The sequence below is a fragment of the Rhizocola hellebori genome (assembly GCF_016862955.1).
GTDB lineage: Bacteria > Actinomycetota > Actinomycetes > Mycobacteriales > Micromonosporaceae > Rhizocola > Rhizocola hellebori.
On sequence record NZ_BONY01000004.1, the window covers coordinates 131,674 to 147,625 of the forward strand.

Here is a 15,952-nt window from a genome sequence, read left to right on the forward strand (position 1 = left end):
CTATGGTCCAGTAGTCAAAGGTGGCTGAATTCGAACCCACTTAGTCGTCGTCCCGCTTACGTTAGCCGTGGCCCGTGTGAGCTGCGCACCTTCATACGATCGGCGACTGTGAGCACCTTTAACGTCACGCTCTGTGTGGATCTGGTTGATCCGATCATCGTGCTTCGGGCAATAACGTCGTCTCAGTCCGCGCAGTCCACATGCGTACAACGGCATAGGTCAACTTCTGTCCGTCATGGAACGTCCAGCCGCTCCACCAACTTCGGTTGTCCGCGCTCGCTCTGACCGTCCAGTTGAAAGCAGGTCCTACCTTAATGTCAGGAAGGCTGACCGCTGATCGGCCGGGTTCGGGGGCGCGCGGTCCAGCCGCCTGAATCAATCGAAAATCGCCGTTTTGCCTGAACACATCGAGCTGCGACAGTGAAGGCGCCCAGCGTGGACAAGACAAGCGCACCTCGTGCACAACTTGGCGATCGAAACCGTGTGTTTCTTCTCGTGTCCAACATCTATCCGGCGATCCTTGGCACCATGATATGGGAGCTGATATCGCAGATACCGACCGATCCGATCGCCTGGATCGCCACTCTGCTGATCGTTTCTCACTTCACGCTTGATCTCCTTTACCTGAAGCTGAACCTCGATTTCTACAACGCCGAGGACGATTTCCGGTACGGCTGGTTGTTGTTCCTCGTGGACGTGGCGATCGTCGCCTTGATCCGCCTGGCCTTTGGCACCATTCCTGCGCTTGCAGATTCCCGCCACGCAATCGTCAATCCGATCACCTGTTTCGCGGTAATCTACGTGTTGTATGTGACATGGGAATACCTTTACCGCGCGATGAACCGGGCGGAGAAGCGGTCGCCAGATTCATCCACAACCCATTACTGGTACCTCGCTGCCTGGTTCGCGATATGCACGGCAACGTACTCCGCCAGTATCTTGGCGAACCTTCCGGCCTGGATCCACACCGCCACGGTGATCGGATTCCTTCTCGGCATTGCCGCTGCGTGCGCAGAACTCTATTGGAGCGTCTTTTTGGCGGTCAATGACCGAAAGGCTACCCAGGACAAGCGAGCAGACGCCGCGCCGGAGCGTACCGCCATCATTCCCACTCCCCAGGAAGAAGGAGCGGCTCCGTGACAAGTTTGCCCGCTCACCGGACGGTCACCGTCGAACTCGCTGGTCCATCAACGACAGCCGCTGCTACAACGCAGATCTCATCAGCGTTGAAGTGGCGAGATGCCAATGATGCTCGCCAGCTCATCGTCAAAATGCTGGTACAGCACGAAGCCGGCTTACCGGAAGTGGAGCACCTCGTAAGGCACGTTGACACGATCGCCGCTCCCCATCGGGACCGTCCCACCCTTCGCGTCTACTGCCTTCTCCCGTCGAACATCGAGCACCTGATCGGCCAGCTCGCGAAGGCGGATATGCAGACACCACGAATCGAAGTGATTCGAGTCCTCACACAACCTCTCCAGCCTCCACGCCTAGCGCAGCTCATGGGGGAAGCAGCGTCAGCAGAAACGTCGCTGCTCCAAATCTGGTCGTACCTTGAACTTTCGTCCGTTGCCGAGCTTGCCCAGCTTTCCGATCTTCTGAAGGAACGCGCTGTCGACTCGGCCGGCCAGCCCGCATTCCGGAGGTTTCCTGTCGTCGAGGTTCCAGGTTCGTTCAGCATCAACGATGCAGATCCGATCGCGGACTTCTGGTATCAGCATCCTCAAGTCCAAACGGCATCGAGTCGAAGCCTTCACGGTCGCCTGGAGACGTTCTTCCGGCTCTTCGAGCTTGCCCGCCTAGCTCACATCCTTGCCGGACTACCGCACGTCGCCGCCGATGACGCCGAACTCGGGGATCGTGAGCATCTGCCCGCTTTTGAGGACTGGCTGCGTCGACGCGAGCTGTTGACCACCGAGCCCTATTTACAGAACGCCATTCTCGAGCACGACGTCGACCTGCTCGCCGACAGCCACGAGTGTCAGTCTCCGGTCTTCACCTTCGCCGCGTTGCCCCGCCACCTCGACGCTGTTCGATCTTCTGGAGGTCTCCAGTGACGACGAATGCGACCATCGGGCCTGTCCGGCGGAGGGTCGGCGGGCAGGTAGATGCCTACCTCGTAAAGCTACCGAATCACAACATCGATTACCCCCACCTCGCGACCCCAACGCTGACCGCCCGGCTTCGTTCGAAGCTCTTCACCGTCGAACAGCTCGACATCAATATGGAGCTGCACGACTACCTTCTCACTGCGGAGGCACTCCGGCGCATCGAAGAGGAGCTCATCCCGCAGCTGCTCGACTTCAATCGGGTCAGCGTCGAGGAGATCCGCCGGCTGCGCCGCTTCCTGGAACAGTTGCGCGGTGTAGCTCAGACGGTGGGCTATGCCGAGATAGAGCACCAGAAAACGCTCATGCAACGACGCGACTACGCGGCCGTCTTCGGACACGCTGCGACTATGCCTCCGCTCGCAGTCTTCAACATCGCCAGCATCAATCGCGTACTCGTGGACCGGGCGCTCGCAATGGCCATGCTCGGCGAACCCACCATGATCTCGCAGTTCCTGGCTACCCATGCGGTCCGGATCGCCTCCCTGCGCCCAGCGGTCGTTGGCATCTCGCTGCTGCAGATACAGCGCCGAGCGGCGATCTGGTTCGCCCAGACCCTCAAGTCATTGGGCGACATGACGATCGTCATCGGTGGTCCCGATGCCACGAGCTTCGGCGAGCAGTACCTGCGCGCGTACACGTGTTTTGACGCAGCATTTCAGTTCGAAGCCGAGGACAGTTTCGCGCGCTTCATGGACGGGGCCCCGCCCGAATCGATTCCGGGCATGGCCTACCGCGACGCCGATGGCCAGGTACGCGCCAACCTTGCAGACTACGACAAAGCTCAATCGACGTTCCTTCCCGATTTCTCGGGTCTGTCGCTCGAAAAGTACCTCCTGCCGACCCTGCCGCTAAGCGCCTCCCGAGGTTGTGCGTTCGCGAAGTGCAAGTTCTGCAATCATTTCCGTACCTACTCCGACTACTACGAGAACGACGCTCATAAGACGGTCGACAATCTGTCCGCGCTGGCGTCGCGATACGGCACGCAATATTTCCACTTCGTCGACGACATGCTGGAGCATCGGCTCGGCACGGCCATCGCTACGGAGATCCTGCGCCGTGACCTTGACGTGAGAATCATGACCTATGCACGGTTCGAGCCGAGGTTCACACCGGACGAAGTGGACATCTGGTCGCGGGCCGGGATCAGGTTGATCGAATGGGGTCTCGAATCGGCAAGCCCGACTGTCCTCAAGGCGATGAGCAAGGGCATCTCGCTTCAGCAGGTCGATGACCTGCTATCGGCCGCTGCCGACTCCGGCGTGCTGTCGAAGGTGCTGATGTTCCACAACTATCCCGGCGAGTCGGTCGATGACCTTCGCGAGAGCATCGACTTCCTCCGCCAGCGGACCCTGAACCGTCGGCTCCGCCCATTCTTCGCGCTACGCGGGCGATTCGAACTGCGCCTCGACACTCCGATCGAGGTTTCCACCCGCGGTGACGCCACCATTCTCGGCAAGCGCTTCGAGCGAAGCAGTGCACTCTCCAGCCTGATCGAGTACCACGACGGGCCCGCCTACGATTTGAAGCGGGACGAACTCGAACGGTTCTTGCGCGAGATGGCCGAGTTGACCGAGGCACGCAATGTGCTGCCCGCGAACGACGACTACGTCTCCCTCGACCTCATCCTGCTAGAGCTGGCTGCGTCGGGAGTGCCGTTAGCGTGGCGGCCAATTTGATCCATTGACAGTATTAGTTCGTTCGGGAAGAGAAATGCGAAGCATGAGCGGCTCCTCAGATACTGTCATCCGATCCATCGAAGAAGACGACATCGAGGCCTGCGCGGCAATCTTTGTGAAGGCGTACGCCGAGGTCTACGGAGAGACGTGGTCGGTCCAAACAGCAGAAGCTCGCATCACGCACGTGGTGGGGGCTGGCCGGCCCCACTGTCTCGTCATCGAAGGTGACGGTGCCGAGGTCATGGGATTCCTCCTCGCCCGACCATATCCCTGGTACGACGGCATTCGGCTGTGGATCGAGGAGATCGTCATCGAAACGCGGTACCGAGGGATCGGCTGAGGCCAACGGCTACTGGAACGACTCGATGAGATCGCGGTGGCTGAAGGCATCACCGGCTTTGCTCTGATCGCCCAGAACGGATCCGTTGCCGACAAGCTCTACCGCAAGCTGGGATACACCCCGGCCACCTGGATGCATCTAGAGCGCCCAGGCCCGAGCACTGACCAGGACAGCTAGCTTCCCCGATCGGGGAAGCTAATCCGTTCTGGCAACGCCGCTTCCAACTTCCACGGTCGCGGAGATTAGGTCCTGATTGGATTGTCCTGTTTGCGATGTGGGCTTATGAGAGATGCTGAGCGGCAGGAGGGCTTTGCCGCGTGGCCGTGCTTTGGTCAATTTGCGCGAGGTGGTGCGCGGCGCGTGGCCCTTCGGTTGGGTGGTCTGAGGCGATTGCCAGCAGGGCATTTCGCGTGTCGGCGTATGTGCTACAACGACTCGCATGATCGTCGTGGATGCCAGCATGGCGATGGCGGGCATGCCGTAGATCATCGACAGCCGAAGTGCGGCCCTAGGCCATGACTGGCGGTAGTAGAATGTGGGGTCGCAACGGTGAGAGCCTGGGCAGGCAATTGCCGGACCAGGCTCTCGATGCTGATAGGGCTGAGCAGTGTGGCGATCAGTGGCTGATCAGTAGCCCGAGGGTCAGGAGCTCGATGGTAAGGGTGCCGCCGAACGCCACTCCTCCGCGGATCAGAGAGTTCGGCAGAGACGCGCCGCCGAGCATGCTGAGCCAGGCTGTTGCGATGCCAGTCAAGACGGCCGCCACGACGGCGATAGCCACCGCGAGGAGCGTCATGGTCAGGAATTGGGGCATGGGAGACTCCTTAGTCCGGTTGGGTGGCAGCGGCACGCGCTGCACGGCTGCCATTAGCCCGCAGGCCCCCTTCTGGCGGCGAACGCCCATGGTTGGCGATCGAGGGTTGACCCTGGTCACGACCCTTGTATGTGGTTTCCGGTCCGGTCCGGTCCGGTCCCGGTCCGGCGTCGCACGGCGTGCGCGATGACCAATGTCGACGACGACGCTAGGGAGTTTTTCGCCACCCAGCTGAAGCGGCTGTGGGAAGCGGCGGGCCGTCCGAAGCTCGCGGCCGTCTCGGATGCCGCAGCATTGAGCGGTCCTCAACGGATCAGCGACTGGATGAATCGCAGGCACATACCCGATGCGCAGTCTCTTGCGCGCCTCGTGAAGGCTCTGGTCCAGCGGATCAAACCCGAGCGCCGGCCCTCGTACGGCAATCTTCTCGACGCATCAATGTGGCAACAGTGGCGGATGGCCGCAGGGAAGCCGGGCCGTCACGGCGAATCTGAGCCGAGCCGCGGAGGTGACACGGAACTCGGCTGGCTTCTGTCAGAACTGGCCGAATCCTTCGCCTTCAGCCTGGGCATCCATCCGGCGATCGAAGTACCTGGAATGCCGGACACGAGCCCGTTGCCCGCCTACGTCCGCCGCCCGCACGACGACGAGCTTGACGACGCCGTTCGGTGCGCGAGTGAACAGAACGTCCTGCGGGTCCTGGTCGGCGAGTCGACATCGGGCAAGACGCGTGCCGGTTGGGAGGCGCTCGACAAGCTGCCAGCCGGCTGGCGGCTATGGCATCCGATCAGCCCAACACCGATAGAGGCATTCGATGCGGGCCTTGGAAGCCTTTGTCCGAAGACTGTGATTTGGCTCGACGAGATATACGAATACGTGTCATCCGAGCGGGTAGCGGCACAGCTATTCGACCTCTTGCGCAACCCCACCTATGTTCCGCTTCTGATACTCGGCACTGCCCGGATTGCTCCATGGGAATCCCTTGTCTCCGAGCCGCCGAACGGCGCCCTCGATCCGCACCCTCGCGCTCGGGCTTTGGTCCGGGGAACCGAGATCACGGTGCCGGGCGCGTTCCTCCCGGACGACCTTGCGGCACTGCGGCGAGCCTCGACGGCCGATGGCCGACTGCGACTCGTCCTTGACCAGGACACCAGCGAGGTGACCCAGTTCTTGGCCGGCACGCCAGAGCTGTTACGGCGGTACGCGCGGGCACCAGCCGAGGCGAAGGCGGTCATTCATGCCGCCATGGACACTTACCGCCTCGGCATGGCCCGGCTCCTGCCAGAGCCGTTCCTACACTGAGCAGCCGCTGCCTATATAGAAGACCGAGCGTGGGAGCGGGTCGGCGCAGGCCCCTGGTTCGGCACCGCCATCGATTGGCTTGGCCAGCCCGCCCTGGGCGTGCCAGGGCCAGTCACGTACGTACCTCCGCGCCCCGACGACCGCCCGACCAGTTATCGCCAGTACCGGCTTGCCGACCAGCTCATCGAGCTAGCCACCGTCGAGCGTCGAACCGACGTCCCCCCACCAGCGATGTGGCAGGCGGCTCAGGACCACATCGATGACCCCGCTCTCCTGATGGCCATGGCCCGGTCCGCATTCGACCGGGCCTACTACCGCATCGCCGCGTCGTTGGCTTTGAAAGCCGCCGAAGGTGGCAGTGAAGAGGCAGGGCGGATCCTGGCGAACCTCGCGCAGATTCAGGGCCAGAACGAGTTGGCAATGGTCTGGCGGCTCTGGTGCGCCAGGAATACCACCGATTCAGACGTCACGTGGCGGCTAGCGCAAGCGTACGAGGAGAAAGGCGACACGACAGCGGCGCGGCACTGGTGGCGCCGTACGATCGAGCTTGATCGGGGCCGCGCGATCTCGGATCTGCTGCCCACTCTGAGAGCCAACGGCTGGTTACTGGACGCAGTGGAGTGGCTGCGGTCGGCAGCCGACACGGGTCATTCGTCGGCCTTGGCAGCCGTCGCGCGGTTGCTTGATGAGGCTGGCCAGGCTGCGGAAGCCCTGATCTGGTACGAGCGCGCCGCCGCTGCCGGTGACGAGTACGACGCCTCAAATTTGGCACACCAACTGGCAGAACTGGGCCGCCATGAGGAAGCGGCGGCTGTCTGGCAGCAGCGAGCAGAGCTGGGTAACGGATTAGCGATGGTCTATCTCGCGAAGTGTCAGCTTGCTATGGGAGCTGACCCGTACGTGTGGTTGGAGAAGGCGATACCGACTGGCAGCAAGGGATACCTAAAGATCATCGTACCGCTGCTGACCGAAGCCGGTCGCGTCGACGACGCCGTGCGCCTGATCCTGCTACACGCCGAAGGAGGAGACTTCAGGGCGGTCGCCCGCGCCAGCAACTGGCTGATCAGGCTCGGCCGATCCGAGGACGCCCGCCAAGTCTGGCTGCCCCTTGTCGAGAGCGGTGACCCCACCGCCATGCTGTATCTAGGGCGCCTGCTCGAAGCAGCAGGGGAGCAGGACGCGGCCGAGCGCATGTACCACGCTGCCGCAGTCGCCGGTGACATATCGGCGCTACGCCAGCTTGCCGACCTCCACCTCGCCCGCGGCGAACCAGACGCCGCGATAACTCTGTGGCAGAGCGCGGTCGATGCGGACCGGACGTGGGCAGTCGTGCCGCTCGCGGAATTGCTGACCGCCAATTGCCGCCGTCCGGAGGCGGAGGCCCTGGCGCGCGAGTCCGCGGAACGCGGAAACCGTTCCGCGATGCAGTTTCTCGGCGAGAATCTCTTCGACCCGGTCGAGGCCGAAGGATGGCTCCGTGCCGCAGCCCGGGACAGCGTCGAAGGGGCACGCGCGCTCGCCAACTGGTTTGAGAACGCCGGACGCACGAATGAGGCCGCCGAGGTCTGGCAGCCGTTCGTACGGCGTGGCGATCACCGATCCCTGCGACGGATGATCGATGTCCTGCGCCGGGCTGGCGATCTAGATAGTGTGGACCGCTTGCATCGGACGGCCATAGAGACCGGCCACCTGGGTGCCAAGTCGTTTCTTGATACCGACGAAGCGTTGGCCTGCTACGGCATCGAGCCCGGCGGTGCATCCGCAGCGCCTTGGTCCATCCAGCCGCCTCCGGGATGGTGCCCATAGGAGGTCTGTGACCGCCGCGTTTCATATCGCCAGTCGCCTCGGCGGTGGTCCAGCTGTTCTTATCCGCCAGCGGCGCCGGCAATCCCAGCACATACCTACGCGCCAACGTCGAGGTTCCACACGCCCGAACCGGCGTCTTTCCCGCGCCCCTCCCACGATCGGCCCACGGACACGGTTTCGGCCGTGGGCCGATTTCTATTGTGGGACCGGGGAATGCACAGGTCGCATTCTCCGCGGCTAGACGCAGACCAGCGAACGCTTTTGCCGGTCGATAGATGGTCGGCCGGGGCGTGCGCGTCGATACGTCCAATGCCGTGCGTTCAATGGCCGGTGCCAGCGCGGCGGCGTGGCCGGGGTGGCGAAAACGCCTGACCATTGCGGTCGGGGTAGGAGGGGCGATAGCGCAGCCAGCACCACCCTGTCAGCCGGTTGCAGGTCGGGGCGGTGTACTTGTCGGCGCAGAACGGCCACCTGATGCCGCAGCACCCGAAGTTCGACGTCCTTGGCGCCGCCGCGGGCGACTGGGTCAGCATGTGCAGAACTTGGCACGCAGCCGACATGCTCTGCATCGTCACTGCCCAGATGCCCAGATGCCCAGATGCCCAGATGCCCAGGACCGCGCATAAACGCGCGTCACAGCGACGAATCGGATTAACGAGCCCACAGCCCTAGCGAACCCCAACGCGATTGGTCCTCCGTGGGCCGCCGTCCGCGCCGCCTAGTGGGCGAATCGCACAATGGTCGGGACGAGAATGCCACGACGCCATTGCCGCCCCAAGATCAACGTCGCGAGGTTCCAAACATGGTCCTGGCTCAATAGATGACTAGGTTAGATTTGTCGCGATCCGCAATCGATATGACCCCTGACCAGCGCGAACGCGGTTCGGATTCTGCCACCTTCGGTGTCCACAGTTCAAGGGGACTCGAACCGCATCGTTAATGAAGCGGTTCGAGCTGTCCCTATGGAGAAGCGACTATTTGATCAGAGCTGCTGGGATAGCGGCTAGTTCTAGCGGTGACTCTCGAGGGGCAATGTCCGAACCGCACTTACCCTGTTCAATGCTGGGTTGACCGGCCGATGCTTGTTGGGGTAATGGTGGCAGAGTCCGAGCCGGCGTTATCCGCGGCCAGAGCGGTAGCGCGAGCACGCGGCCTATCCATCCGCATTGGAAACAGTGACGGGGTGCTGCTTGCGCGTCTCGGGGCTTCCGGGACGGCGGTGTTAACGCTTTGCTTTGTCGGTGGAAAATCTAGGTTTGCGGCTTCGAACGTCCTTATTGGACAACCGCGATTTCCGGCGCACCGGTCTGGCTCCTGTTCCTCGACGTTTGCGAAGATGTTGTCTCGTAACTATGAGACCGGTGATCAATCCGAGCAGTGTTGAAAAGAACTCGATGAACGCCGTCGCGTCGTGCAGCCAATCTGCTATCGATCTTGCAACAAGTACTTGAACACGTACCACTGGGTCCTCCAGTCGACCGCCGATGCGACAAGCGTGGTCGACCGAGTCTCCAGTTTCGTCTAGTCTGGACACCTGGTGCAGACTGGATGAAGGACAGTTAGCGTGGGACAAGATCCGGCTGTTGCCATACAGTCAGATGCGCTGGACTTCTTGCGGCAGCGACTGCGTGGCCTCCATGATCGTGCTGGCCGGCCATCGTATGCAAAACTGGCTGATCAAGCCACCCACTTAGGCCTTCGGCTCCCAAATGCGACGGTCGGCACGGTGCTAAACGGGCCTGGTTTACCTCGATGGGAGACGGTCCGTGCGTTTGTGGAAGCGTGCGTCCAATTTGCCAAGGTGACGCGTCAGACGGCGAACCTAGAACCTTTCGACCGCGACCTACGGCATTGGCTGGGCCTTCATGACGATGTCGTGGAGCGCGTGCGTGCACGAAAAGCCCGAGGAAGGTCTCCACATCCCGTCAACGTCGAGCTCTCAGGCAGCGACCTTCACGGCTACGTTTCCCAGCTCCGGCAGCTGGCGCCGACGAGTCTGCTAGATCGCTCCGAGGAATTGGCGGAGCTAAGTGCCTTGTCTCTTCGCGGCGAACCTATTGTCTGGTGGCAGGGCGCTCCCTACGCAGGTAAGACTGCTTTAATGTCGTGGTTTGCGCTGCATCCACCACCCGGAGTCGACATCGCCTTCTTCTTCGTTACTGCGCAGCTTGTCGAGCAGTCCGACAGCTTGACGTTCCTGGATGCGATGATTCGGCAGCTGAGCACGCTACCTGGAATGCCGGACCAGGGATCGACCGAGTCTAGGGATCGCGAGCGCGAATATCTTCGCCTCTTGCGGGCCGCAGGAGGGCGTGCAGTCAGCCAGAGTAGGCCGTTGGTGATCCTGGTCGATGGCCTGGATGAGGACCGAGGAGTAGACGCCGACAGCGCGTGCGCAAGCATCGCATCACTGTTGCCACGCCGCCCGATTGAAGGTATCTCCGTGGTCGTCGCTAGTCGCTCACATCCTGACCTTCCGGATGATGTAGCAGACGACCACCTCCTTCGATCTTGCGCGATTCGGCATCTCGCTTCGTCAACTCATGCCGGCAGACACCGCATCGCGGCAAGGAGGGAGATCCACACGCATCTTGTCCATTCAGATAGCCTTCCTAAGCTCATTCTGGGGCTCGTCGCCGCATCCGGAGGCGGACTTGCGCTAGCCGACATTTCAGAGCTTGCCGACGTTCCTCAGCACGTTGTTGGCACACAAATCAACGGAAGCCTGGGACGAAGCCTTCGGGCTACCACCCATTCGACATCACGAGAAGCGACCTATCTGTTTGCACACGACACCCTGTTGGAGACAACGCGAGAGCTGCTCGGAGGCGAACTTCTGGAGTTCGAACAACGGCTACACGTGTGGGCCGATCGTTATGCAGCGCTTGGCTGGCCAGTTGACACCCCCGCGTTTCTATACGCACCGTATAGCCGCCTGTTGGCCGCCACCAGGAACGTCCATCGCCTTTTCGGACTTGCTACCGACGCTGCGCGCCACGTTCACGGCGAACGAAACCGGCGTGTCAATCTCAGCGACCTAGGCGGTGAGGTTAGGTCGGCCGAACGTTTCCTGTTGAGCGAGCGGTTGCCCAACTTGTCTATGCTCTGCTGTGTATCGCTACACCGTGAACGATTTGCTAACCGGTACAACGAGTACAACGATGATCCCTGGTTCATACCAAGGGAACTGCCGATGCTTTGGGCACAACTCGGTGACATCAGCAGGGCCGAAGAACTCGCGCTAGCGCTTGGCCCTGACGTCGAGGTAATTCGGGCCTTAGCTAACGCCAGCGTGGGTGCGCGCTCGGTCGATTTGGCCGAGGAAGCCGATCGGCTAGCCCATGACGCTCTTGAAAGATTTAGACAGGCACGCCTAGTTGACAACGCCTTCGACAACCATCGCACTTACGCACTGGCTGACCTAGTCAGGGCATACACCCACGCCAGCGACTGGAAGGGTGTGCAGAGGCTTGTTCGCCTCGCGTCGAAAGATACCCGCGGGATCCTAGGGCAGGCGCTGGAGGATCTCATTGACACGCTCGTCCGCGGTCGCAAGCTGGCAGTGGCTGAAGAGATCGCTCGCGTCATCAAGGACCCGGGCGAGAGGAATCGTGCTTTCGCACGGATCGCCGAGGCCAGCATCCTAGATGGTGACGCAAACTCAGCAATTCGCCTGGTCGAGGGCATTGGGGACGCGACCGTCCGAGTGCGAGCACTCGGCGCCGTGTCACGAATCTTGAGCCAAACGGACATGCATGTCGCTGCGGGTCTAATGCGCGAGGCTGAAGTAACGGCTCGCAAGATCCAGCACTTCTGGCCAAGGGTTATGGCTCTTGCTGATGTCGCTGAGGCCATGGCTACCATCGAACCTGACACAAGTGACCGCCTGGCGTCCGAAGTAGAGGAATGCACTCCGCGGATGATGCCCGAGTCAACGCGGGGGTTTGCTGCCGTTGCGTTGATCGCCATAGCGCTAAAGCGGCAACGATTTGGACGCATTCGTGAGTTGATGAATTTGTGCCCTGAAGCCAATGGCCGCAGTTACGCTGCGGCTCTCACCGTCAATATGCTACTGAACATTGGTCGGTTCCGGGAGGCAAGCAGCATTGCGAAGTTGATTGAGGAGCCATACCAGCAAGCGAAGGCATATCACGCTCTGAGCCGTGCGCTTACCCTCCAGCAAAGTGGGAAGCCGCAGTGCGTGTGGCAGCAGCCATAGCGGAGCATTCGGCCGCTACGGTGCGCCCTGAAACTGAGGCTTTGCAAGCTGACGCCTATCAAGCGCTTGCCGCTGCGATTCTGGAGTCATTACCAAAGAAGCCGTCGGGCCGTCCTGCAGCCTTGCAGAGAGCGCAGCGTTTTGTCGCTCTGGGATTGCGTTCAGACAACTGGTGGTGTGCTCTGCTGGTCGTCGCCTACTTTGAGCCAGACATCGTCGCTACGTTGCACGAGGCTGTGATTCAACTGATCACCGTGCAGCGAGATGACCGAGTCGGGACGCAATTTGATTTCGAGCATCACGAGTGAGCCTGCAGCAGTGCCTTGGCTGATCGCGGTAACTCATAGTCAATTCGAGTAACCGGCTCACCGCCGCCGGATCCTCTGGGCGAGCGCGGAGATCCCGCGCACCCGCCACCACTACCTGCACCGGCGCGCCCGCGGCGACCGCCATATCGCGGCGCTACACCACCTGTTCAACGGGATGTTCGGCCAGCTCCACCACTGCCTGCGGACCGGCCAACACTTCGGTCAGGAAGCGGCTACTCCGAAAACTTCGCCTTGGCGGCGCTCGAAGCCATCGACCTCGACCGTACAGCAGAACCATCGGCAAACGACCTTGAAGGCTAGCAACCTAGGCCCGCTTCCCCTCCGCCGTGGTCCCTCAGCGTCCCCGCCGCAAGGACGGGTATTGCGCCGTGGGTTCTCTGTGGACGGAACGGTTGATGTCCGCCAATGCATGGCGTCGATATAATTAGTTCTCCACCGCAGTACGCGAGGTGACCTGTCGGGCTCGCAAATCCGGTTCGATTCCGAGGTTGTGGACGGTGTCGCCTGCCACGAGCATGGGACCACTTTGAAAGATCTTTAGCCACTTGATGGGACCACCCGGTTGCCAGTGATGGGACCACCTGGTTTGCCAGTTGGTGGACCACCGGCGTGTCGCCGGGGTGGATCGATCACTGCCATTTTCGATCTCTTCATGTTCATCGATCGACATGGAGAGAGATGAGTGGCATACCGGGAGGTATCTGTGATCGAGGTACGAGAAGTGTTACGTGGCTGGCTTTCTGGGGTCGGCTTGCGTGTGGTCGCGGCTCAGGCGGGCGTGGACCGCAAGACCGCCAGGCGCTATGTCGCTGCGGCGCAGGAGGCGGGGCTTACCCGCGGTAGCGGGTTTGAGCAGGTCACCGACGAGGTTGTGGGGGCGGTGGTGGCCTCGGTACGGCCGGCTCGTCCGGCCGGGCACGGTTCGGCGTGGCAGCAGCTGACCGAGCATCAGGAGCAGATCCGCGAGTGGGTCGAGCAGGGCGTGACCGCGGTGAAGATCGGCACTTTGCTGGGGCGGCGCGGTGTCGATGTTCCGTATCGCACGCTGCACCGGTTCGTGGTGGCGTGCTGCGGGTTCGGGCGCAGGGACGAGACAGTCCGGGTCGCTGACGGCGAACCAGGAGTCGAGCTGCAGCTGGATTTCGGCAACGTCGCCACGATGCTCGATCCGGCGACTGGGCGTAAGAAGCTGGTGCGGGCGCTGATTTTCACGGTCGTGTACTCGCGGCACATGTTCGTGTGGCTCAGTTTCTCGCAGAAACTCGACGATGTGATCGCCGGATGCGAAGCGGCGTGGGTCTTCTTCGGCGGGGTGTTCAAAGTCCTCATTCCGGACAACATGGCGGCGATCGTCGCCGACGCGGACCCGGTCAATCCGAAGTACACCAACGGCTGGCTGGACTACGCGCAGCACTGCGGGTTCGTCACCGACGCCGCCCGGGTCCGCCGCCCGAAGGACAAACCGCGGGTGGAGCGGGCCGTTCAGTACGTTCGCTCGTCCTGCATGGCCGGGGAGACCTTCATGGACCTGGAGCAGGCACGGGCGCATGCCCGCAACTGGTGTCTTCAGGTCGCGGGTAAACGCATCCACGGCACGACCCAGCAACGACCGGTTGAGCATTTCCAGGCCGAGGAGGCAGGGCTGCTGCTGCCCGTCGCGGCGCCTTACGATGTTCCGTTGTTCAAGTCGTGCAAGGTTCACCGCGACTTCCACCTGGAGATCGGCAAAGCGCTCTACTCGGTGCCGCGGGCCTATCTCGGGCAGCAGGTCGACGTCCGCGCCGATTCGCGGCTGGTGAAAGTGTTCTGGCATGGGCAGCTGGTCAAAACCCATCCACGGCAGCGGCCTGGAGGCCGCTGGACAGATCCCGACGACCTTCCCGCGGAGAAGGTCGGCTACGCGATGCGTGATCTGGATCGGCTCATCGCCGCCGCCGGTCAACACGGCCCGGACGTCGGCATCTACGCCCAGCGGCTGCTGGACGACCCGTTGCCCTGGACCAGAATGCGGGCGGTCTACCGGCTCCTCGGGCTGGCCCGCCGCTACGGCAGCGACGCGGTCAACACCGCCTGCGGCAAAGCCCTGGACGTCGACGTCGTCTCCGTCACCAAAATCGACGCGATGCTGCAACGCGGCACCGAGAACAACACCACACCCCCGCCCAGAGCCGTCGCTGCGGCCGGCGGCCGGTTCGCCCGCGACCCGGGCGAGTTCGCGGTCAGCCGCCCACGCCTGCGCGTGGTCACCCAGGCACCCCAGCCGTCCCTGTTCGACGAGGCGGTGAACCAGTGAGCGCCAGAAACCAAGCCAAGACACCAGTTTTAGCCGACCCGATCTCCACCGACCTCAAGACGCTCATGCGCTCGCTGAAACTGGGCAAGCTGCTCGACACCCTGCCCGAACGGCTGGCCATCGCCCGCCAGCAACAACTGCCCTACGCCGAGTTCCTTGAGCTCATCTTCGGCGATGAGGTCACCCGCCGCGACACCAACTCCGCAGCACTACGCGCCCGCGCCGCCGGCCTGGACCCCGCCCTGCGCCTGGAACGCTGGGACACCACCGCCGCAGTCCGCTTCGACCAGCAACTATGGGCCGAGCTGACCACCCTGCGGTTCCTCGACGGACCCTACGGCGCGCTGATCCTCGGCCCGGTCGGCGTTGGAAAAACCCACCTGGCAACAGCCCTGGGCCACATCGCGGTTCGCCGCCGGATCCCCGTCCAGATGACCCGAGCCGACAAACTATTCAAGCGCCTCAAAGCCGCCCGCCTGGACAACAGCGTCGAAACCGAGATGCGCCGCCTCGCCCACACCCCACTACTGATCATCGACGACTTCTGCCTGCACTCCCTCGACGCCACCGAAACCGCCGACTTCTACGAAATAGTCGTTGAACGCCACCAGAAAACAGCCACCGTGGTCACCTCCAACCGCGAACCCAACGAATGGCTGGCCATGATGGCCGACCCGCTCCTGGCCCAATCCGCAGTCGACCGACTCGTCTCCACCTGCCACGAGCTAGTGATCGAAGGCGACTCCTACCGGCGCCGCCAACGACCCACCAGATAACCACCAACCACAACACCGAGCCGGCCGCGGGACGCCACCCAGGCCGGCTCATCCATTGACTAACCCTAACCCTCTCGGCACCATCAAACCGCACCAGGTGGTCCCATACTCGTGGCAAAACCCTGGTCCTATGCCGCTGGCTAGCGACAGACGGGCAGTTCGAGCTTCTCTTCTGTCCGAAGGCGTCAAGCCGGCAAATAGCAGGAAGACACCACGTGCGGGGTAGGTCGGTCTGTTGTCGGCGAACCACGTTTTTGCAGCGGTGAGTCGTCAGGCGTTGCTCCGG

Annotated in this window: 12 protein-coding genes; 11 read left to right on the plus strand and 1 reads right to left on the minus strand. The window is 62.2% G+C overall.

Annotated elements, in window-relative coordinates; all coding sequences use genetic code 11:
• Positions 1 to 435 precede the first annotated feature (435 nt).
• From Rhe02_RS04555 to Rhe02_RS04575, 5 genes are all read left to right on the plus strand, one after another.
• On the plus strand, positions 436 to 1,140 hold the full coding sequence (locus Rhe02_RS04555) for a hypothetical protein (protein WP_203906778.1): 705 nt from the start codon (positions 436 to 438) through the stop codon (positions 1,138 to 1,140).
• Positions 1,137 to 2,057 carry a hypothetical protein gene (locus tag Rhe02_RS04560; protein WP_203906779.1) on the plus strand — a complete coding sequence of 307 codons (921 nt, stop codon included), beginning with the start codon at positions 1,137 to 1,139 and terminating at the stop codon, positions 2,055 to 2,057. Before Rhe02_RS04555 ends, Rhe02_RS04560 begins: the two co-directional genes overlap by 4 nt.
• Positions 2,058 to 2,224: 167 nt before the next feature.
• Complete coding sequence (locus Rhe02_RS04565; RefSeq protein WP_203906780.1) at positions 2,225 to 3,787, plus strand: B12-binding domain-containing radical SAM protein; 1,563 nt, start codon at positions 2,225 to 2,227, stop codon at positions 3,785 to 3,787.
• A gap of 34 nt (positions 3,788 to 3,821) precedes the next feature.
• Complete coding sequence (locus tag Rhe02_RS04570; RefSeq protein ID WP_203906781.1) at positions 3,822 to 4,127, plus strand: GNAT family N-acetyltransferase; 306 nt, start codon at positions 3,822 to 3,824, stop codon at positions 4,125 to 4,127.
• Between the two features lie 36 nt (positions 4,128 to 4,163).
• Positions 4,164 to 4,304, plus strand: a complete 141-nt coding sequence (locus Rhe02_RS04575) for a hypothetical protein (RefSeq protein WP_203906782.1) — start codon at positions 4,164 to 4,166, stop codon at positions 4,302 to 4,304.
• A 439-nt stretch (positions 4,305 to 4,743) separates the two neighbouring features.
• On the opposite strand, the gene Rhe02_RS04580 is transcribed toward Rhe02_RS04575, so the two are convergent.
• Positions 4,744 to 4,941 (minus strand): hypothetical protein, encoded by a 198-nt coding sequence (locus tag Rhe02_RS04580; protein ID WP_203906783.1) that lies wholly within the window; start codon positions 4,939 to 4,941, stop codon positions 4,744 to 4,746.
• Positions 4,942 to 5,127: 186 nt separating this feature from the next.
• Between Rhe02_RS04580 and Rhe02_RS04585 the strand changes: the two genes are divergently transcribed.
• The 6 genes from Rhe02_RS04585 (at position 5,128) to istB (ending at position 15,666) form a co-directional block, all read left to right on the plus strand.
• Positions 5,128 to 6,243 carry a hypothetical protein gene (locus Rhe02_RS04585; RefSeq protein WP_203906784.1) on the plus strand — a complete coding sequence of 372 codons (1,116 nt, stop codon included), beginning with the start codon at positions 5,128 to 5,130 and terminating at the stop codon, positions 6,241 to 6,243.
• 282 nt (positions 6,244 to 6,525) lie between these two features.
• A complete protein-coding gene (locus Rhe02_RS04590) occupies positions 6,526 to 8,049 on the plus strand; it encodes a tetratricopeptide repeat protein (protein ID WP_203906785.1) in 1,524 nt (507 codons plus the stop codon).
• 1,801 nt (positions 8,050 to 9,850) lie between these two features.
• Positions 9,851 to 12,268, plus strand: a complete 2,418-nt coding sequence (locus Rhe02_RS04595; RefSeq protein WP_203906786.1) for a P-loop domain-containing protein — start codon at positions 9,851 to 9,853, stop codon at positions 12,266 to 12,268.
• Positions 12,247 to 12,576: a hypothetical protein gene (locus tag Rhe02_RS04600; RefSeq protein ID WP_203906787.1), complete on the plus strand. Its 330-nt coding sequence runs from the start codon at positions 12,247 to 12,249 to the stop codon at positions 12,574 to 12,576. The genes Rhe02_RS04595 and Rhe02_RS04600 overlap by 22 nt, the downstream gene beginning before the upstream one ends.
• A gap of 724 nt (positions 12,577 to 13,300) precedes the next feature.
• Positions 13,301 to 14,890, plus strand: coding sequence for an IS21 family transposase (istA, locus tag Rhe02_RS04605; RefSeq protein WP_203906788.1), 1,590 nt, complete (start codon positions 13,301 to 13,303; stop codon positions 14,888 to 14,890).
• Positions 14,887 to 15,666, plus strand: coding sequence for an IS21-like element helper ATPase IstB (istB, locus tag Rhe02_RS04610; protein WP_203906789.1), 780 nt, complete (start codon positions 14,887 to 14,889; stop codon positions 15,664 to 15,666). Before istA ends, istB begins: the two co-directional genes overlap by 4 nt.
• Positions 15,667 to 15,952 lie beyond the last annotated feature (286 nt).

Bases quoted from the DNA above. Each gene is read 5' to 3' on its own strand.
- Rhe02_RS04565 (WP_203906780.1), top strand. From the start codon at position 2,225: ATGGAGCTGCACGACTACCTTCTCACTGCGGAGGCACTCCGGCGCATC.
- Rhe02_RS04570 (WP_203906781.1), top strand. From the start codon at position 3,822: ATGCGAAGCATGAGCGGCTCCTCAGATACTGTCATCCGATCCATCGAA.
- Rhe02_RS04580 (WP_203906783.1), bottom strand. From the start codon at position 4,941: ATGCCCCAATTCCTGACCATGACGCTCCTCGCGGTGGCTATCGCCGTC.
- Rhe02_RS04585 (WP_203906784.1), top strand. From the start codon at position 5,128: ATGACCAATGTCGACGACGACGCTAGGGAGTTTTTCGCCACCCAGCTG.
- Rhe02_RS04590 (WP_203906785.1), top strand. From the start codon at position 6,526: ATGGCCCGGTCCGCATTCGACCGGGCCTACTACCGCATCGCCGCGTCG.